General features: G+C 72.2%; 18 protein-coding genes. 7 read left to right on the top strand and 11 right to left on the bottom strand.

The features are described 5' to 3' along the window. Window positions 1–37 precede the first annotated feature (37 nt). Window positions 38–1,321, top strand: coding sequence for a hypothetical protein (locus tag ACZ4UV_RS27805; protein WP_467841488.1), 1,284 nt, complete (start codon window positions 38–40; stop codon window positions 1,319–1,321). 76 nt (window positions 1,322–1,397) lie between these two features. Here ACZ4UV_RS27805 and ACZ4UV_RS27800 read toward each other — a convergent pair whose 3' ends face one another. From ACZ4UV_RS27800 to ACZ4UV_RS27790, 3 genes are all read right to left on the bottom strand, one after another. Further along, on the bottom strand, window positions 1,398–2,537 hold the full coding sequence (locus ACZ4UV_RS27800; RefSeq protein ID WP_467841485.1) for a sugar ABC transporter substrate-binding protein: 1,140 nt from the start codon (window positions 2,535–2,537) through the stop codon (window positions 1,398–1,400). Window positions 2,538–2,875: 338 nt separating this feature from the next. After that, entirely contained in the window at window positions 2,876–3,202 is a 327-nt protein-coding gene (locus ACZ4UV_RS27795; RefSeq protein ID WP_451020783.1) for a hypothetical protein, read from the bottom strand. Window positions 3,203–3,344: 142 nt separating this feature from the next. Beyond that, window positions 3,345–4,691, bottom strand: a complete 1,347-nt coding sequence (locus ACZ4UV_RS27790) for a S53 family peptidase (protein ID WP_451020778.1) — start codon at window positions 4,689–4,691, stop codon at window positions 3,345–3,347. Window positions 4,692–4,966: 275 nt separating this feature from the next. On the opposite strand from ACZ4UV_RS27790, the gene ACZ4UV_RS27785 reads away from it, so the two are divergent. Together ACZ4UV_RS27785 and ACZ4UV_RS27780 are read left to right on the top strand one after the other, a co-directional pair. Then, the gene (locus tag ACZ4UV_RS27785) at window positions 4,967–6,289 is read left to right on the top strand and encodes a phosphatase PAP2 family protein (RefSeq protein ID WP_451020777.1); all 1,323 of its coding nucleotides are present in this window, start codon (window positions 4,967–4,969) and stop codon (window positions 6,287–6,289) included. A gap of 87 nt (window positions 6,290–6,376) precedes the next feature. Beyond that, window positions 6,377–6,643, top strand: a complete 267-nt coding sequence (locus ACZ4UV_RS27780; RefSeq protein WP_467841826.1) for a hypothetical protein — start codon at window positions 6,377–6,379, stop codon at window positions 6,641–6,643. Here ACZ4UV_RS27780 and ACZ4UV_RS27775 read toward each other — a convergent pair. The 3 genes from ACZ4UV_RS27775 to ACZ4UV_RS27765 form a co-directional block, all read right to left on the bottom strand. Then, entirely contained in the window at window positions 6,640–6,981 is a 342-nt protein-coding gene (locus tag ACZ4UV_RS27775) for a cupin domain-containing protein (protein ID WP_451020781.1), read from the bottom strand. The two genes, ACZ4UV_RS27780 and ACZ4UV_RS27775, sit on opposite strands and share 4 nt — an antisense overlap. A 112-nt stretch (window positions 6,982–7,093) precedes the next feature. Continuing rightward, a complete protein-coding gene (locus tag ACZ4UV_RS27770) occupies window positions 7,094–9,760 on the bottom strand; it encodes a SpoIIE family protein phosphatase (RefSeq protein ID WP_467841481.1) in 2,667 nt (888 codons plus the stop codon). Between the two features lie 119 nt (window positions 9,761–9,879). Further along, entirely contained in the window at window positions 9,880–11,325 is a 1,446-nt protein-coding gene (locus ACZ4UV_RS27765; protein ID WP_467841478.1) for a helix-turn-helix domain-containing protein, read from the bottom strand. A gap of 175 nt (window positions 11,326–11,500) precedes the next feature. Here ACZ4UV_RS27765 and ACZ4UV_RS27760 point away from each other — a divergent pair, with 175 nt between their 5' ends. The 4 genes from ACZ4UV_RS27760 (at window position 11,501) to ACZ4UV_RS27745 (ending at window position 14,286) form a co-directional block, all read left to right on the top strand. Beyond that, window positions 11,501–12,220 (top strand): DUF4232 domain-containing protein, encoded by a 720-nt coding sequence (locus tag ACZ4UV_RS27760; protein WP_467841475.1) that lies wholly within the window; start codon window positions 11,501–11,503, stop codon window positions 12,218–12,220. Between the two features lie 62 nt (window positions 12,221–12,282). Then, window positions 12,283–12,405: a hypothetical protein gene (locus ACZ4UV_RS27755; RefSeq protein ID WP_351496371.1), complete on the top strand. Its 123-nt coding sequence runs from the start codon at window positions 12,283–12,285 to the stop codon at window positions 12,403–12,405. A 74-nt stretch (window positions 12,406–12,479) separates the two neighbouring features. Then, window positions 12,480–13,502: an FUSC family protein gene (locus tag ACZ4UV_RS27750; protein WP_451020773.1), complete on the top strand. Its 1,023-nt coding sequence runs from the start codon at window positions 12,480–12,482 to the stop codon at window positions 13,500–13,502. 106 nt (window positions 13,503–13,608) lie between these two features. Then, window positions 13,609–14,286 carry a GAP family protein gene (locus tag ACZ4UV_RS27745; protein WP_390048716.1) on the top strand — a complete coding sequence of 226 codons (678 nt, stop codon included), beginning with the start codon at window positions 13,609–13,611 and terminating at the stop codon, window positions 14,284–14,286. 27 nt (window positions 14,287–14,313) lie between these two features. Here the strand turns inward: ACZ4UV_RS27745 and ACZ4UV_RS27740 are convergent, their stop codons facing one another. Genes ACZ4UV_RS27740 through ACZ4UV_RS27720 form a run of 5 tightly spaced genes read right to left on the bottom strand, consistent with a single transcriptional unit; the run spans window position 14,314 to window position 18,371 of the window. Further along, complete coding sequence (locus ACZ4UV_RS27740) at window positions 14,314–14,469, bottom strand: DUF6131 family protein (RefSeq protein WP_451020772.1); 156 nt, start codon at window positions 14,467–14,469, stop codon at window positions 14,314–14,316. A 12-nt stretch (window positions 14,470–14,481) separates the two neighbouring features. After that, a complete protein-coding gene (gene vanX, locus ACZ4UV_RS27735) occupies window positions 14,482–15,162 on the bottom strand; it encodes a D-Ala-D-Ala dipeptidase VanX (protein WP_451020771.1) in 681 nt (226 codons plus the stop codon). Further along, window positions 15,159–16,199, bottom strand: a complete 1,041-nt coding sequence (gene vanA-Sc, locus ACZ4UV_RS27730) for a D-alanine--(R)-lactate ligase VanA-Sc (protein ID WP_467841469.1) — start codon at window positions 16,197–16,199, stop codon at window positions 15,159–15,161. Before vanA-Sc ends, vanX begins: the two co-directional genes overlap by 4 nt. Then, entirely contained in the window at window positions 16,192–17,175 is a 984-nt protein-coding gene (locus tag ACZ4UV_RS27725) for a D-isomer specific 2-hydroxyacid dehydrogenase family protein (RefSeq protein ID WP_451017646.1), read from the bottom strand. Before ACZ4UV_RS27725 ends, vanA-Sc begins: the two co-directional genes overlap by 8 nt. After that, a complete protein-coding gene (locus ACZ4UV_RS27720; RefSeq protein WP_451017627.1) occupies window positions 17,172–18,371 on the bottom strand; it encodes a lipid II:glycine glycyltransferase FemX in 1,200 nt (399 codons plus the stop codon). The genes ACZ4UV_RS27725 and ACZ4UV_RS27720 overlap by 4 nt, the downstream gene beginning before the upstream one ends.

Raw genomic sequence — 18,371 nt, 5'->3', positions numbered from 1 at the left:
CGGCTGACAGAAGGGCCGGATCGAGCGGGAGGTACGGGTGGCGGAGGACAACGCGCACGACGGCGGTGCCGGGGACCGGTCCGACGACGTGCGGGAGCTGCGGGCCCGGGTCGCGGCCCTGGAGAGCGAACGGGCCCGGCCGCCCCGGCACCACGTCAGGTCCCTGCTCGCCGTCGTCCTGATCGTCCTCGGCTGCCTGCTCGCCCCGCTCGCCGTGGTCGCCTCGTGGGCGGCCGACCAGGTGGGCGACACCGACCGTTACGTCAGCACGGTCGCCCCGCTCGCCTCGAACGCCGACGTGCAGAACGCCGTGGCCAACCGGGCCACCGACGCCCTCATGTCCCGCCTCGACCTGCCCGCCCTGCTAGCCGACGTGGCCCCCGCGGACCGGCCCCGTCTGCAGCAGGCGCTGGGCGGCAGACTCGGCGACGCGCTCGAAGGGGCCGTCCGCAGCTTCGTCCACGACAAGGCCCGCGAGGTCGCCGCGTCCGACGCGTTCCGGACCGTCTGGACCGACGCCAACCGCCGGATCCACAGCAGCCTCGACAAGGCCCTCACCGGCAGCGGCGGCGGCGCGGTGCAGCTGACGGACGACAGCGTCACCCTCGACATCGGCCCCATCGTGGACCAGGTCAAGCAGCGCCTCGTCGACGCCGGGCTGACCCCCGCCGAGCACATCCCCGCCGTGCACACCGACTTCACCCTCGTCAGGTCCGACCAGGTCGGCAAGGTCAAGACCTACGTGCGGCTGCTGCAGCTCGCCGGGGACTGGCTGCCCGTGCTGGCCGTACTGCTGGTCGCCGCCGGGGTACTGCTCGCGGTCCGGCGGCGCCGGGCGCTGGTGGCGGGCTGCCTCGCGGTCGCCGTCACCACCGGGCTGCTCGGCATCGGGCTGCGCGTGTTCCGCGTGTTCTACCTGGACCGGCTGCCCGCGGGCGTCTCCCCGGGCGCGGCGGCCGCCGTCTACGACGCGCTGACCCACTTCCTGCGCACCGGCGTGCGCATGGTGGTGGCCCTGGCCGTCGTCGTCGCCCTGGCCGCCTGGCTCTCCGGCCCCGGCCGGTACGCCGGGCTGGTCCGGGGCCTGTGGACGTCCGGGATCGGCGCGGTACGGGGCACCGCCGACCACGCCGGGCTGCGCACCGGGCCGGTCGGCCCCTTCGTCCACCGCTACCGCGCCTGGATCACCTGGGTCCTGGTCGCCGTGGCGGTGCTGGTCTACCTGCTGTGGCCCTTCCCCACCGGCTGGGTGGTGGTCGGCACGGCCCTGTGCCTGCTGTTCGTCCTGGCCGTGGTGGAGTTCCTGGCGGCGGCCCCATAGCGGCCGAGCGGCGTCGTTCGTCCGCGGCGCCGTCGTGGCTGATCGCGCGGTTCCCCACGCCCGTCATGGGGCGCTGTCACGCCTTCAGCCCGATCGCCGCACACGCCGACCGGTACTTCGGGGTGCAGATCTGGGCGACGGTGTAGACGCCGTCCGCGATCACCGTGTCCTCGATGTTGCTCTTCGTGAGGGCGACCACCGGCACGAGCGTCGCGGGGACGTCCTTCTCGGTCGGGCTGTCGACCTTGTCCTGGGCCAGCGCGTCGTACTGGATGTCGCGCCCCTGCACCTTGTACACCGCCATCTGCGCGGCGTCGGTGGCCTCGTCCAGGAACGACTTGTACACGGTCATGTACTGCTCGCCCGAGACGACCCGCTGCACCGCGTCCAGGTTCGCGTCCTGCCCGGTCACCGGGGGAATCGTGGTGGCGCCCGCCGCCTTGAGCGCGTCGATGACGGCGCCGGCCATCCCGTCGTTGGCCGAGTAGACGGCGGCGATGTTCTTCAGGCCGACGGCCCGGATCGCCTTCTTCATGTTCGCCCCGGCGTCCGCGGGCGACCACTTGTCGGTGTCGTACTCCTCGGCGATGCGGACCTTGTTCTTCAGCTCGCCGAGGGCGCCCTTCTTGAAACTCGCCGTGTTCGGGTCCGCGGGGTCGCCGTTCATCATGACGACCTCGCTGGTCGCCGCCCTGTCGCCGAGCGCACCGAGGATGGCGCGGCCCTGGACCTCGCCGACGAGTTCGTTGTCGTGCGAGACGTACGCGTCGATCGGGCCCTGTGCGAGCCGGTCGTAGGCGATGACGGGGATGCCGGCGGCCTTCGCCTTCCGGACGTCCGGTGCGATGGCCTTGGCGTCCACCGCGTCGACCAGGATGACGTCGGCCTTCCGGTCCACCATCTGCCGGAGCTGCCGGCTCTGGGTGGCCGGGCTCGCCTCGGCGTTGGCGTAGTCGACCTTGCCCTTGCCGTGGGTGAGGGAGGCGACCTCCTTCTCGATGATGGGGCGGTCGAAGTTCTCGAACCGTGCGGTGTCCTTGTCGGGCAGGAGCAGCCCGACCGTGATGTCGTCGCCCTTCTTCACGGACGCGGAGTCGCCGCTCCCGCCGATGCCGTCGACGACGCCGCACGCGCTGAGCGCGAGGGCGGACGCGGAGGCGGCCAGGGTGATCGCGAGGCGGGGCAGGGGGATCCCGCGGAGGATGGGAACGCTCACATCAGGCGCCTTCCGGGTGGGGGGAGCGTCATGCGCAACCGATGGTGTGAACGAAGCAAACGCGTAGCGGCCGGATACGTCAAGACGTATGGACAACGCGTCAGTTGGGGGCCGTTCCGCACACTGCCCGGCGACGCCCGGCGAGTGACCGTTCTACCAGGTCAGGCCAGCAGGGCGGGAGTTGGGGGGCGACCGGCCGGGGGCGACGCGCCGGGGTCGCGGAGAGACGGAAGCGGGGAGTGGACAACGGGCGCCCCACGGCCGGGACTTCACCAGATCTTCGCAGTTGCTACCGTGCCTCCACAGGCGCGAGCCGGGCACCGTCGTCCCGGCGGGCGTCACCGGTCGGCGCGCCCCCGACGGGAGGACGTCGCCACCCGTGTCGGTCCGTCGACGGCCTCGGTCCCCTGGTGCTGCGGGGCGTGCCCGGTCCCGGCGAGCGCACCCGGCAGCGGGTCCTCAAGGCGACCGCCGAGCTCGGCCACCGGCTCGACCGCACCGCCCTGGAGAAGACCTGTGTCCTGCGCCGGCTCCGCTTCCGCGACGGCCGGGTCGTCCTGGGCGCCCGGGGCGAGGACGGCGTCGGCGAGTGGAACCTCGTCGCGGAGGGCTATGCCCCTTACCGCCCGGTCGAGTTGACGGTCGGACGTCGCGGGCGCGGCCAAGGCACGGGGTGTCGCCTCCCCGGCGGAGGTCCCGCTTTCTCAACGTCCCGGCGTTGGTTCCCGGCGCCCCCGACTGCCGCCCCCGGAACGGAGATGGCCCGGGTGCGGGACCCGGGCCGTCGTCCGTGTGGTGCCGGTGGGATCAGGGCTTCTGCTTGACGAGGGCCGGGACGAAGCGCAGGGCGTCCACGGTGCCGACGCCGGTGGCGAGGTCGTAGCCGTTGACCGCCTTGTAGCCGGTCACGCCCTGGTAGCTGTTGTCCGTGCCGTCGTTGACGTCCACGATGCCGGTGATCTTGGAACGGTAGGAGGAGAGGTCGTACAGCCGCTTCTGGATGTTGCCCAGCCGGTGGCCGGCGGCCTGGTCGGCGAGGGCGACGATGCCCGCGAAGAGCGGGGTGGCCTCGCTGGTGCCGCCGCTGACGTCCCAGCCGGTGGCGGTCGGGTCGAAGCTGGAGTAGATCCAGGCGCCGCCGTTGACCGCGGCGGACATCGAGATGTCCGGGGTGCCGCGGCGGGTGCCGACCACCTTCTTCACGCCGTTCTGGAAGGACGGGCGGGTGAACACGTGGGACTGGCCGCCGCCGCCGGAACCGTAGTCGTTGTATACGCTGTCCGGCTTGACGCGGTTGCCCTTGTCGTCCAGGTGGAGCTGGGTGCCGCCGACGGAGGTGACCAACGGGTCGGACGAGGGCCAGGAGTTGACGCGCTTCTTGTAGTACGTCTTGCCGTCCGCCTGGAGGTCGGTGGCGCCGCCGTCGCCGGAGGCGGCGAGCACGGTGACGTGCTTGCGGTTGGCGTCCTGGAAGGCGTACCGCAGCTTCTTGATGCTGGAGAAGTCGCCCTTGGCGAAGCCGGGGAAGGTGTTCTCGGTGGCGCCGAAGCTCTGGCTGATGACGTCGCCGACACCGTGGTCGATCATGTACTTCTCGGCGTCCATCATCTCCGGCAGACCGGTGGTGCCCTCGGTCTCGGAGACGGCCGTCTCGACGACGACGATCTTCGCGGCGGGCGCCACCGCGTGCGCCATCTCCACGTCCAGGGTGGTCTCGCCGGCCCAGCCGGTCATGTCGGAGTTCTTGGGGTCGAAGGCGGGGACGTGCCCCCACTTGACGACCTTCACCTTGGTGCTGGGCAGCCCGAACTGCCTGCTGTAGACGTCGAGGTCGTGCTGGACGGTAGGCGAACCGTACGAGTCGACGATGACGATGGTGCGCCCCTTGCCCGTGACGCCCTTGCGGTAGAGGGCGTTCAGGTCGTACGCGGTGCGGTACTGGAGCGGGGTGTAGCAGTTGATCTGCCACTTGGCCTGGCACTGCGCGTCGGAGAGCGGGCTGCTCACGCGGTGCGCCAGGGTGTGCCCGACGACGGCCGGTACCGCGAGGGTGTGCGGTGCGGCGACGGGCGCGGCGGCCGTGAGCGCGGTGGCCGCGAGGGCGGCGACCGACGTGGCAGCCGCGACGCCCCGCCCGGTGCGGGCTATCTGCATGGATCCCCCTGTGGTTCGGAGTCTCACGAAGTGATCTCGGAGTGGTCTTCGCGCATCACACCGGAGAGGTCATGCACAGATCAAGTACGTTGAACCGACAATGCCGAACCCTTTACCCTGCGTTATCCCGCCATTAGCCTTCCAGCGGTCGGGAACAGAACTGGAACCCCGGTAGCGGTCTTTCCGTCTTCCCTCGTCGAACAGGACCTCCCCCTTCCCCCAACCTCTAGCAAATCGGCCGGGACTTGAGACACACACCACTGAGACCCTGGGCCGTGGCGGCTGCCACGGCCTTCGCGTTCCTCGTCGCACTCGAGGTCGCCGCACGCCACTACGGTCTGCCGGGACCGCTCACCAACCAGGCCCGCGAGGTGATATGCGCCCCCAAGTCCGGCTTCCTGCTCTACGCCGGGCTGGCGTTGACGATCGTGGTGCTCACCTGGCGGCAGCGGTTCGCCGCCCTCGGCGCCGCGATCGGCATCGACCTCGCCTTCGCCGCGGTCCGGTGGGCGACCGGTGCCGAGGTGACCCGCGGCCAGCCGTTCGGCAACGGCGCCCTGTGGGTGCTGCTCGGCTGCGCGGTCGTCGCCGTGACCCGCCGCACCGGCCCGGAACGCGTCCTGCTGCTCAAGGGCGTCGGTCTCGGCCTGCTGCTGGTGACCGGCCGCAAGACCGGCGACACCTGGCTGCTCATCACCTCCAAGACCCGCCCGGCGGTGCTCGACCAGTACGTGGCCACCGCCGACCACGCCCTGGGCAACCCGTCGTGGCTGGTGGGCCGGGTCGTCACCGCAAGCGGCCCGGTCGGCTTCAACCTCCTCGACGTCGTCTACGGCCAGCTCGCCGTGGCCGCGGTCGCCGTCGCGCTGTACCAGCTGCGCGGCGTGGCGGCCGACCGCCGCTTCCCGCGCCACCACCTGGTCCGCACCTTCCTGGTGATAGGCCTGCTCGGGCCGGCCGTCTACATGATCTTCCCGGTGGTCGGACCGGTCTTCGCCTACGGCACCGGCGCCGACCACTGGGCGTCGGTCAGCCTCTGGCCGGAGCGGCCGCCGCACGGCGGCCACTGGCCGGTGCCCGACCTGTGGCCGCGCACGGTGCCGCGGATCAGCGCCCCGCGCCCCGTGTCGTACGACGGGTTCACGCCGCGCAACTGCATGCCCAGCCTGCACACGGCGTGGGCCACCGCGATCTTCGTGCACTCCCGGCGGGGCCCCCGGGCGCTGCGCTGGGCGGGCACGTTCTGGCTGGCCGCCACGGTCACCGCGACGCTGGGCTTCGGCTACCACTACGGCGCGGACCTCCTCGCCGGCGCGGTGTTCGCGCTCACGGTCGAGGCGGCCCTGCGCACGTTCGACCGCGGCTGGGACCCGTCCGGCATCCGGCTGGTCGCCCACGGTACGACGGTCTTCGTCGCGCTCCTGGCGTCCTACCGCTGGCTGCCGCTGGAGATGGCCACGCACCGCTGGGCAGCAGGCCCGCTGCTCGTGCTGGCGACGGCCTCGGTGGTCCACCACTACGTGCGGACCGTCAACCGCTGGGATCCCCGGCCCGAGACGGCGGCGCGACCCGGGGTCCCGCAGCCCGAACTGGTCTGAAGCGGTGTGCTGGCACGAGGCCATGGCGGGCGCCCCGGCCACCGGTAACACGCGGGCCGGGTGTGCCGCCGTCGACCACCATCTGGGGTGGACGCTACTGGCAGGCCCGCTCTGGGGGGGAACGAGAAGGCAGCGCAGCTCGCCGAAGAAGGGTGGCGTCGGCGGTGGCAGGCCGGGCGCCGGTTCCTCCAGGCCGATGGGGAGTCCGGCAAGCGGTACGGCAGTGAGACCATCCGCGTCACCCCCGACGGCGAAGTCTCGATCAAGCTGCCCTCGCCGCTGGCACACCTGTTCTGGTCGACCGCGTTCGCTCCGCGTCCGGGCAGTACCTACTCACTCCCGCTCAGTCTCTAGGAACGATAGGTGATCACCAGCATGGTGACGCCGTCCGGGGCGGTCCAGGGGCCGTGCGGCATGCCGGGCGGGCGGCAGGCGTACATGCCGGCGGTGAAGGTCCGCTCCAGCGTCAGGTCGTACAGAGCTCCCTCGACGAGGTAGACCTCCTCCCAGAAGTCGTGGCGGGTCACCCCGTCCGCCGAGGTGTCCGTGCCCGGGGCCCAGCGGACCAGCGCGGTACGGGACCCGCGCTCGGGGTCCTCGGCCAGGACACGCTCCTCGACCCCCGGACCGGCGCCGGCCGGGGCCCGCCACGGTCCGTCGGGGACATGGAACTCCAGCTCGGGCTTGCTCACCGCGCCGCCTCCGGTCTCGATCACGGGACATCGACGCTGGGCATACTTCTTGCCTCCGGACCGCGTGCGCAACCTCCGTGCGGGACCGGTCCGCCGACGGCGCCGTGCCGGTTCACGGCCCGGTGCCGAGCCACTGCTCGGTCCAGATGACCTTTCCGTCGGGCGTGTAGCGCGTCCCCCAGCGGTCGGCGAACTGGGCCACCAGGAAGAGCCCGCGGCCGCCCTCGTCCAGGGTGGCGGCCCGACGCAGGTGCGGGGAGACGCTGCTGCCGTCGGAGACCTCGCAGATGAGGCAGCGGTCGTGGATCAGGCGTACCCCGACGGGGCCCGTCGCGTGCCGGATGGCGTTGGTGACCAGCTCGCTCAGGATCAGCTCCAGGGTGAACGCCTCCTCCTTCAGGCCCCAGTCCCGCAACAGCTCGGTGGCCGCGGCCCGGACCCCGGCGACCGCCGCGGGATCGGACGGCACGGTCCAGAACGCGGTGTGCTCGTCGTCCAGCGCCCGGGTGCGGGCGACGATCAGGGCCACGTCGTCCCGGGACGCCCCGGGCAGCATGGCGTCCATGGCCGCCTGGCACATCTGGTCCGGCGTGCGCCCCGCCACCGCCAGGGCCCGGCGCAGGCGCTCGATGCCCTCGTCGATGTCCTCGCGCCGGTCCTCGATCAGGCCGTCGGTGTAGAGCACGATGCCGCTGCCCTCGGGCAGCAGCACCTCGCCCGCCTCGTAGGGCAGGCCGCCCAGCCCCAGCGGCGGCCCCGCCGGTACGCCGGGCAGGCGGGCGTCGCCGTCCGGGAGCACGATGACGGGTTCCAGGTGGCCCGCCCTGGCCATGGTGCACACCCGGGAGACCGGGTCGTAGATCGCGTACAGGCAGGTGGCGCCCGTGAGGGTGCTGGTGCCGTGCTCGCCGTCCCGGTCCTGGTCGATGCGGGTGACCAACTCGTCGAGATGCCAGAGGAGTTCGTCGGGCGGCAGGTCGAGCGTCGAGAAGTTGAGCACGGCGGTGCGCAGTTGGCCCATGGTGGCGGCCGCGTGCAGTCCGTGCCCCACGACGTCGCCCACCACGACGGCGACGCGCGCCCCGGGCAGCGGTATCACGTCGAACCAGTCGCCTCCCACGCCGCCGAGCCCCGCCCCTGCCGGCAGGTAGCGGTACGCCACGTCGACCGCGTTCTGCTCCGGCAGGGCGTGCGGCAGGAGGCTGCGCTGCAGCGTGACCGCCATCGTGCGCTCCCGGGTGAAGCGGCGCGCGTTGTCGATGCTGGTGGCCGCGCGGGCCACCAGCTCCTCGGCGAGCGAGAGGTCCTCCCTGGTGAAGGGGGTCGGCTCCTTGGAACGCCAGAAGGTCGCCACGCCGAGGATCACGCCGCGGGCCCGCAGCGGAGCGGAAATCATGGAGTGGATGCCGTAGGCCACCAGTTGGCGTGCCCGGTCGGGGTCCTGGGCCTGCCAGCCGGAGAAGGCCGCCATGTCGGACTCCAGCACCATCCGCCCGGAACCGAAGCCCTCGCCCTGCGGAGAGAAGGGGGCGAAGTGGATGAGCGCGCCGGGCGGGCAGAGCGGCACCCCCTGCCGGATGCCGTGCAGGGCGACCCGGCGCAGCTCGGCCAGGCCCGCCTCGTCGGGTTCCTCGCCGCCCAGCACGGTGTCGGCCAGGTCGACGGTGACGTAGTCGGCGAACCCCGGCACGGCGAACTCCGCCAGCTCCTCGGCGGTGCGTGTCACGTCGAGGGTGGTGCCGATGCGCAGTCCGGCGTCGTACAGCAGCGTGAGCCGTTCCTGGACCAGCTCGATCCGGCCGGTCAGCGCGATGAGTTCGGTGGTGTCCCGCAGGGTGGCGACCGTGCCGCCCGGTCCGGACGCCACGTCCATGGGGCGCTGGCTGACGGCCAGCAGCCGGTCACCGACCTCGATCACCTCGTCCGTGGCAGCCCTGCCGGACGCGAGGAGCTCTTCGGCCCTGGGAGCGATCCCCAGCTCGGTGACGGGCCGGCCGTCCCCGTCGGCCGCGAGGCCCAGCAGGCGCCGCGCCTCGTCGTTGGCCAGCAGCAGCCGGCCCCGCGGGTCGATGATCAGGACGCCTTCGCGCACCGAGTGCAGGACGGCGTCGTGGTGCTCGTACATGCGCGTGATCTGTACCGGCCCCAGACCGCGCGTCTGGCGGCGCAGGCGCCTGCCGACGAGTGCCGTGCCGCCGGTGGCGGCCGCGAGCGCCAGCCCCGTGCCCCCCACGACGAGCGGCACCTGGCGGGCGGCCGCCAGGCTCACCCGGTGGACGGTGATGCCCGCGGAGACCAGTCCGACGACCTTGCCCGCGGTGGTGGTCACGGGCACGACGGTCCGGACAGAGGGGCCGAGCGTCCCCGTCGTCGTCTCGGTGACGGTGCCGCCGCGCTGTGCCGCCCCGATGCTGCCGATGTAGCGGTGGCCGATCTCGGCGGGGTTCGGATGGGTGTACCGGATGCCCTCGGGGCTCATCACGACGACGAAGTCCACATGTGCCCGCCGGCGGGTCTCCTCGGCCAACTGCTGGAGCACGGCGGCCGGATGGGCGCCGGTCAGTGCCTGCCGCACGGTGGGGTCCGCGGCGACGGAGGCGGCCACGGCCTGGGTGCGGTTGCGGGCCTCCCGCTCGGCGTCGGTCCGCGACTGCAGCAGGAGGGCGGTGACGGCCGTCGCCACGAGAACCAGGACGACCGCGACCTGCAGGAGGAACATCTGACCGGCAACGCTGCGTATCCCGTACCGGGACCGCACCTGCCGGAGCATATGGTGCATACGGCTCATATAACACCAAACTCATGCGGCTCCATCACCCCTGAGCCGCATCCGCCCCCGACGCCGACGCGCTCCGCGCCCGGGCGCGCACGACACGTGAGCGCCCGGCGCCGCGGCCGTCAGCCGCCCTCCCGCGGGATCCACTCGCTGCCGCCCAGCGGGTAGTCGTAGCCCGGGCGCCCGGCGTCGGCGCTGGTACGGAAGGAGGTACCGGCGTTGTCGACGTGGACGGTGCCGTGGCGGCTGCCGCTGGACCAGTCCAGGGTGAGGTCCCAGCGGACGTCGTGGGCCTTGGTCCGGGCGAAGACGTAGAAGACCTCCGGGTCGGACTCGCTGACCTTGTACGGGAAGTCGCGCTGACCGTTCTTGGCGGTGACCGTGGGGCTGCCGTTGTCGAGGTCGATGTCGAACGACTTGGTCCCGACGCCACCGCCGCAGCCGACGCCCATCGAGTAGTCGTTCCAGGCGAGCGGTGCACCCTTGCTGAGCACGCGCACGTGCAGCGCCTCCAGGACGACGGTCTCCGAGCCGGTGCCCTGGACGGTGAGGGCGACCTCCTGTTCGCCCGAGGACACCGCCCCGTACGCCGCGGCCCAGCGCGGGGCGTCCTGCTCGCTCGCCGGCGGGCCGACCTGCGCGGGTTCGCTGTCGACGAGGAAGTGCTGGCTGCACGGGTCGTCGTAGACATAGGGACGCGTGTTGACGGTGAGCGGGACCGCGGTGCCGGTGGTGCCGCCGTCGGTGCCCTGGGCCCCGCTGCCCTGCTTGCCGTTGTCGGCCGAACCACGGGACCCGGTCCCCGCGGACCCGGTGGGGGTGGCGGAGGGCGATACGGAGGGCTTGCGTCCGCTCGCGCTCGGGGACGGGGAGCGGGACGGCGTCCTCCCGGCGTCCGGCGCGCCGGTGACCGCGGCGGCGTCACCGGCCGCCTGCCCGTCGTCCGCGCCGCCCTTTCCGCCGCCCGGCGACGGACTCAGGGCGAACACGACGGCCCCCAGCACGGCGGCCACCGCGACGGAGGCGATCAGGGCGGTACGACGCCGGCGCGGCGCCACGGGCTCCCGCGACAGGTCGACCACGACCGGCTCACCGTCGTCGGCGCCGTTCGACGCGCCGGAGTCAGCTCCGTGCGAAGCGGCGGTGTCGGCGCCGTGCGATGCGCCGGAGTCAGCTCCGTGCGACGCGCCGGGGCCGGCGACGACCGGCTGCTCACCGCCGTCGTCGGCGCCGTGCGGCGCGCCGGTGCCTGCCTGCTGCGGCGCGGCCGTCGCCGTGGCCTGGTCCGCCCTGCTCCCCCGTGCCGCGTCCGCCAGGATCCAGCGCCGGTGCAGTTCCACCAGCTCCTGGGGGGTCGCCCGGCAGACCCGTGCGAGGCGCTCCACCGGCGCGTACTCGACGGGCACCGCCGTGCCGTTGCAGTACCGGTGCAGCGTCGACGTGCTCATGTGCAGCCGCTTGGCCAGCACGCCGTAGCTGAGTCCCGAGCGGTCCTTGAGCTCCCGCAGCAGCAGCGCGAACGCCTCCGTCGCGTCGGCCCCTGTTGCCCCTGACACCCGTTCCCCCATCCCCTCGCGTTCCAGTCCCGCGTTCCAGGGCGACGGTGTTCGCCCTGGTCGGAGCCCGTTTCCGCGTTCCAGTGTCCCCAACTGCCCGCCGTGCCTGGCGGTTGGGACAGATCGCCTCGCAGGCTTCGGTCATCCAATCACCACCGCCACCCGAAAACCGAAGGGGCACGTCCACATGTCCAGCCTCCGCACCTCCCGCACCCGTCTCGTCGGCGCCGCCACCACCGTCGTACTCGCCGCGCTGTCCCTGACGGCGTGCAGCGACGGCACGGGCGTGCACGCCGAGAGCGTCGCGGCCACCACCCCGACCGCGCACGCCTCCTCCCCCGCGCCGGCCTCCTCCCCCGCGCCGGCCTCCGGCCCCGCTTCCGCGACCGCCGCCTCCGCCCCGACGGCCAGGGCCGCCACCGGCACGCCGAAGTCCGCCGCGGACGCCGCCGCCTCGAAGGCCCCCGCCGCGGCCGGCAAGCCGGTCACCTGCGAGGGGTCCAACACCAGGACGGTCGCGGCCCCGCTGAACCGCCCGGTGAACCACATGCTGCTCACGGTGACCAACACCGGCAGCAGGACCTGCTACCTCTACTCCTACCCGGCCGTCCGCTTCGGCGAGGCCCAGTCCGTCCCCCCGGTGATCGAGGAGTCGCAGCCGCAGGCGGTCGTCACGCTCCAGCCCGGCGAGTCCGGCTACGCCTCGGTGAACCTGTCCGCCACCGACGGCAGCGGCACCGACGGCCACACCGTGAACTCCCTGGACGTCTACTTCCACGGCCGCTCCGGCAACGAGAGCGTCGGCACGGGCGCCCACCCGCCGCTGCCCGCGAAGGGCGTCTACGTCGACGACTCGCTCAAGGTCACGTACTGGCAGCAGTCGATGGACGACGCCGTCAACTGGTGACGCCCAGCCCCCGTTCGCAGCACCGGCCCTCGGACCACCCACGGCGGAAAGGTCACCCCACCATGCGCAGCACCCGCAGAATCGCCCGCTTCGTGACGGCCTACCTCGGCGCCGCCTTCCAGGTCCTCGTCCTGGGCGGCACCGGCCACCTGCCGGAGGCCGCGGCAGTCCGCCGACGCGGGTAGGCCGGAGACGCGGCCCCTCCCGACGGAGGGTCACCGCAGCGCGTCAGGGCGTGATGTGTGCCTAAGGTGGGCGGGTGACGGGCGTTTCCCCGGCCGCGCGGGCGGGCCGCAGGCTCCGGGCGCAGGGGCCGGCGGCGGCCCGGATCCTGGTGATCGCGGTGCTCTGCTGGCAGACCGCGCTGTGGGCCGGTGCCGACCAGCCACCGGTGTTCGCCGCCATCGTTCCGCTGCTGTGCCTGCGCGGTGATTCCGCCTCCTCCCTGGCGGCGCTGCTGCTGAGGATCCTGGGCGTGCTGGCGGGCGTGGCCCTGGGCGTCACCGTGGTCAGCCTCTTCCGGCCGAGCACGCTCGTCCTCGCCGTCGTGATCGGGCTGGCCCTGCTGTGCGGGACCGTCATCAGTTCCGGGACGACCCTGAACGTGCAGGTCGCGGTGACCTCGCTGCTGGTCTTCGCCAACCCCTCGCCGGAGTCGTACGGCTTCGCCCGGCTGTGGGAGAACGCGCTGGGAGGTGCCGTCACCGCCGTTCTCGCTCCGGTGCTCTGGCCGCGGAACCCCCGCAGCGAGATGGCGGCGCTGGCCCGGGAGTGCGCGGACGGTCTCAGGGAGGGCCTGGTGCGCACCACGCGCGCGATCGGGTCCCCGGACGCGGCGCGCGCGAACCGGATGTCCGCGCAGGCGACGGCGGACCGGCTGCGCGGCTACGGGGCACAGGCCCGGGAGGCGGAGAAGGCCCTGCGGTTCAATCCGCTGCGGCGCCGCCACCGCGACGAGGTGGCCGAACTGGGCGACCGGATCGACCTCGCCGTCCGTGCGGTGCCCCAGCTCCTCTCCCTGGCCGCCGAGGCCGAGTTCTTCAGCGTGCGCGACGGCCCCGCCCCGGCGCTCTCCCGGGCCCGGACCTTCCTCCTCCCGGTTGCCGAGGCCACCGGACGCGCCCTGGAGGCGGTCCTCGCGGGGCGGGATCCGCGCGCCGACACGGACGCCGCCCGCGCCGGACTGGCCCGGTACGCCGAGAACGACAGGGAGCCGCCGGCCGTGGTGCTCCGCAGGCCGTTCACCAGGATCCTCGGCCTCTGCGACGGCTCCCGGAGCTGACCTTCACGACGTACGGCCCGGGCGCGCGGCAGGCTCCCGAGGACAGATCGGGCCGGGGGCGTGAGGATGGAGAGGATGGGGAGCGCCGAGTACGTCGGAGGCAACCATGGGCGCAGTTCTCGGTGACGTACTGGGTTTCGCCGCCGCCGTCGCGGTCAGCCCCCTCCCGATCATCGCCGTCATCCTGATCCTCGCCACGCCCCGGGGGCGTCTCAACGGCGTCCTCTTCACCGTCGGCTGGATCCTGGGACTCGCGGTACTGGGCGCCGTGATGCTGGCCATCGCCTCCCCCGCGCACGCCTCCGCCCACAAACACCCGGCCACCTGGGTCGGAGCCCTCAAACTCGCCCTCGGCCTGTTCCTCGTCCTCTTCGGCGCCCGGATGTGGCACCGACGGCCGCGGGACCCCTCACAGGCCCGGCTCCCCAAATGGATGAGCGCGATCGACAGCCTCACCCCCCTCAAGATCTTCGCCCTGGGAGTGGGCCTGGCCGCGCTCAACGCCAAGAACGCCCCGCTGACCATCGCCGCGGGGGCCGCGATCGGCTCCGCCGGCCTGCCGGTGGGGCAGCAGATCGGGGCCCTGGCGATCTTCGTCGTGATCGCCACCCTCGGTCTGCTGGCCCCGCTGTGCGTCTTCCTGGTCGGCGGAGAGCGAGCCAGGACCACCCTCGGCAACTGGAAGGAGTGGGCGGCTCAGCACAACGTCGCCGTGATGGCCGTCCTGTTCTTCGTCCTTGGACTGAAACTCCTCGGCGACGGCATCTCCGTCCTCACCTCCTGACAGCGAGGTGGCGGAACGCTGTCACGTTCACCAATAGTGACGTCGACCGGCGACCGCGTGACCCATCGATCCCATGATCCAGAAGACGGCGCCGACGACGACCAGAATGATGCCCAGCGTCCACAGGATCGATATGCCCGTGAGGAATCCGACGATGAGCAGGATGATGCCCAGAGCGATCATGACCCGTACCTCCTAGCGCGTTCCACGGCCTCTGTCGGTTTGCCGGGTTCCCCGAAGCGGGGAGGTCATACCGGAGCCGTTCGACCAGGTGACGGGGAAATCGAAATAGGTGTCCGGATACGGCTCGCCCTTCAGCGTGTAGTGCCACCACTCGCACTCGTACGAGCCGAAACCGGAGGCCGCCATGACGTCGCGCAGATACTGCCGGTTCGCCGCCTCCGCCGGCGTGATCCCCTGCGCTCCGTGATGTGAGACGGCGTCCATCAGATCGTGGTCGCCGCCCATGGGAGCGAGTTCACCGGTGGCCAGGTGGTACAGCGTCAGGTCGACGGTGCTTCCCCGGCTGTGACCCGACCTGGCCGCGACGTATCCCATGTCGAACATCTGGGCCCGGTCGATGTTCGGATAGTGCCGCGGCTTGGTCCGGCCGTCCTCGGGCTGCTGTGCCCAGCGCAGGAAGCAGTCCACGGCGCGCTGCGGGCGGTAACCGTCCCAGAGCAGGAGCCCGAATCCGAGGGACGCGGCCTTCCCGCGCGCCTTTTCCAGGGCCGCGCACAGAGCCGTCGTACCGACGATGCGATTGGCCAGGTAGCCGTCCACCGGTCTGCCGGTGAAGTTGTCCCAGGTGGCGTACTTGGCATCCCAGCGTATTCCGGGGACCAGCTCGTCCACGAAGACGAAACCGTCCTTCACCGGCCGTTCCCCGTCAGCGCCAGCGCCACCGTCCGGTCGATCACGTCGGCGAGCGGCAGCCCCGCGGCCGCCATCATCCTCGGATAACGGCTGTACGAGGTCAGGCCGGGCAGCGTGTTGACCTCGTTGAGGACCACTTCCCCGTCCTGAGTGAGGAACATGTCCACCCGCGCGAGCCCCCTGCACCCCAGGGCGCGGTACACGGCCTTCGCCGTCTCCTGGACGCGGGCCCGGGCCGCCGCCGGGATGTCGGCGGGGACGACCGCCGTCGAGTTCTCGGAGCCGCTCTCCGGCTCGGTCTCCTGGTGGATCCTGAAGAAACCGTGCGAGAGGGCGATACGGTCCACCTCGCCCGTGACCAGGTCCCGGCCGTTCCCCAGGACGGCGCAGCCGATCTCGCTGCCGGCGACGGCGTCTTCGACCAGCACCTTGGAGTCGTACCGGCGTGCGGTCGCCACCGCATCCGGCAGGTCCTCCGCCCGGGACACCTTGCTGACACCGAAGGACGACCCGGAGCGGGCCGGCTTCACGAAGACGGGATAGGTGGGCCGGCCGGGATCGACGTCGTCGTCCGCCGTCACGGTCCGGAACTCCGGCGTGGCGATTCCCGCGCTCCGGGCGACGAGGTAGGCGAGGGACTTGTCCATGCACAGCGCGGAGCTCTGGACGTCGCAGCCCACGTAGGGGATGCCGGAGAGCTCCAGCAGGCCCTGGATCGCACCGTCCTCACCGAGTCTGCCGTGCAGCACGGGCAGCACGACGTCCAGGCGGACCGTCCCGTACCGCCCCTGCTCGAGAACGAGCAGTCCGCGGACGTCGCGGTCGGGAGAGAGCACCACCGGGCGGCCGCCGCCGTTCTCCCAGTCCGGTCCGGGGCCGTCGCAGAGCTTCCATGCCCCGTCCTTCGTGATCCCGACGTAGAACGGTTCGTACTTCCCGGTGTCGAGGTTCCGCGCGATCTCCCGCGCGGACTTGACGGAGACGGGGTGTTCCTCGGAGCGGCCCCCGAATATGACGCCGACCTTCAGCTTAGTCATGCTCATTCCGTTCGTTCCTGCTCTCGAATTCCAGACACTTGGCGAGGGAGTTCTCGACCGTGTCGATCAGGGCGTGGTCCGTGTAATAGGCGGTGTGCGGAGTGATGAGCACGTTCGGCATTTCCTGCAGCCGCACCAGCGGTTTGCTCTCGACGGGCCTGTTTCTGCGGTCGGCGTAGAAGATGCCTTCCTCCCCTTCGACCACATCCAGTGCCGCACCCCCCAGCCGGCCGCTTTCCAGTGCCGCGACCAGGGCCTCGGTGTCCACCAGCGGACCGCGTCCGGTGTTGACGACGAACGCGCCGGGTTTCATCCGCTCGATACGCCGACGGTCGAGGAGTCGGTGGGTGTCCGCGGTGAGCGGTGCGTGGAGCGTCACGACGTCGCTCAGCCGCAGCAGCTCGTCGAGCGGAACGTAGTCGGCAGCGGTCTTGGGGCGTCTGTCGTGGGCCAGCACCCGACAGCCGAAACCCCGCAGTCTGGCCACGACGGCGGTGCCGATGCGTCCCGTTCCGACCACCCCGACGGTCAGGTCACGCAGTTCCCTTCCGCGCACGTCGTGCAGCCGGTAGTCGTGCAGGTCCGCGCGGCGGAGCGTGGATTTCGCGTTCCGCAGCACCATCAGCATCAACATCAACGTGTAGTCGGCCACGCTGTCGGGCGAATAGGAGACGTTCTCGACGGTGATGCCAAGACCCGTCGCACAGTCCACGTCGATGTGGTTGCAGCCGATGCTCCGCGTGGAGATGTACGTGACGCCGGCCCGGCCGAGTGCGCGGAGGGTGGAGCCGGTGATCCGGGTCTTGTGACCCACGCTGATGCACCGGTTCCCGGCAGCCAGCCGGACATTGGCCTCGGACACCGCCGCCTCCGTGACGGTCGCCACCACGCCGAAGCGGGGAGCCAGCTCCCGGAAGAGGACGGCCTCGTCCTGCCCGCATCCGTAGACGGTGATCCCCGTGCCACGCCCCGTCATCGCCCGCGCCGCTTCATGTAGAGGTCGAAGGCCCGGTAGACCATCGGCCGCAGCGGCAGGTCCCATTCGCCGACGTACCGCACCGCCCGGCCGCCGGTACCGGCCTTGAACCGGACCAGCCCGGCGTGCGGGTCGCCGGCGTCCAGGGTGGGGGTGATGCCGCGCAGGTCGTAGACGTCGCAGCCGGCCGCCAGCGAGTCGCGGATCATCGCCCACTGGCAGGCGTTGGAGCCGCGCACCTCGCGCTTCTCGGTGGCGGAGGCGCCGTAGGAGTAGCAGGCGTGGGCGCCGACGCGGACCAGGACGGCGGCGGCGACCAGGTCGCCCCGGTGACGGGCCAGGTAGAGCCGGATCCGCCCGGGATCCTCGGCGGCCAGCGCCGCGAACATGGTCTCGAAGTAGTGCAGCGGCCGGGGCGTGAAACGGTCGCGCCCGGCGGTGTGGACGTAGAGGTCGTGGAACGCCTTCAGGTCCGTGCCGACCGTGACCTCCACGCCCTCCCTGGCCGCCTTCCCGATGTTGCGGCGCCAGAGCTGGTTCATGCCCTTGAACAGGTCGTCCTCGGTCCGGCCGGTCAGCGGGAGCTCGTACTTGAACTGCGGATGCCCGACCCCGAAGCCGTCCTCGGGGCTCCGCGGCAGCCAGCCGGCGGCCCGGAGCCCGCCGGTCACCTGGGCGCCGACCGGGTCGGCGGGCCCGCCGGACAGGTCGGTGAGCCGCCCGGTGCCCGGGTCGGCGATGCCCTCCTTGACCTGTTCGGCGCTCCAGGTGTGCGTGCGCACCGGCGGCCCGAGCCGAATCGCGAACGCGCCGTGGGCCCTGAGCCGGGCCGCCAGCGGGTCGAGCCACGCGCCGAGCTCGCCGGTCCAGTCGATGACCGGGCCCTCGGGCAGGTAGGCCAGCGTGTAGCGCTCCAGCCGCGGCACCGGGCGGTGCAGGACGAGCCCGGCACCGACCAGCCGCCGGCCGTCGTACCAGCCGAGGGACTCGCTGCGCCACTCGGTCTTGACCCGGCCCCACGCCGGGGTCTGCAGGAAGCTGACCGACCGCTGTGCCCGCACGAACGCCAGGTGCTCGGCGGCGCTGATCGGCCGGACGCTCAGCGGCCGGTCCGCGGCCCCTCGGTGGTGCGCGGTCCGGCCCACCGGTCCGACGGCCGCGCCGCCCGCTGTTCGTGCTGGTTCGCTGTAGGACAT

The sequence above is a fragment of the Streptomyces sp. NPDC028289 genome, assembly GCF_055565975.1.
This window is presented reverse-complemented; position numbering and strand designations above follow the sequence as displayed.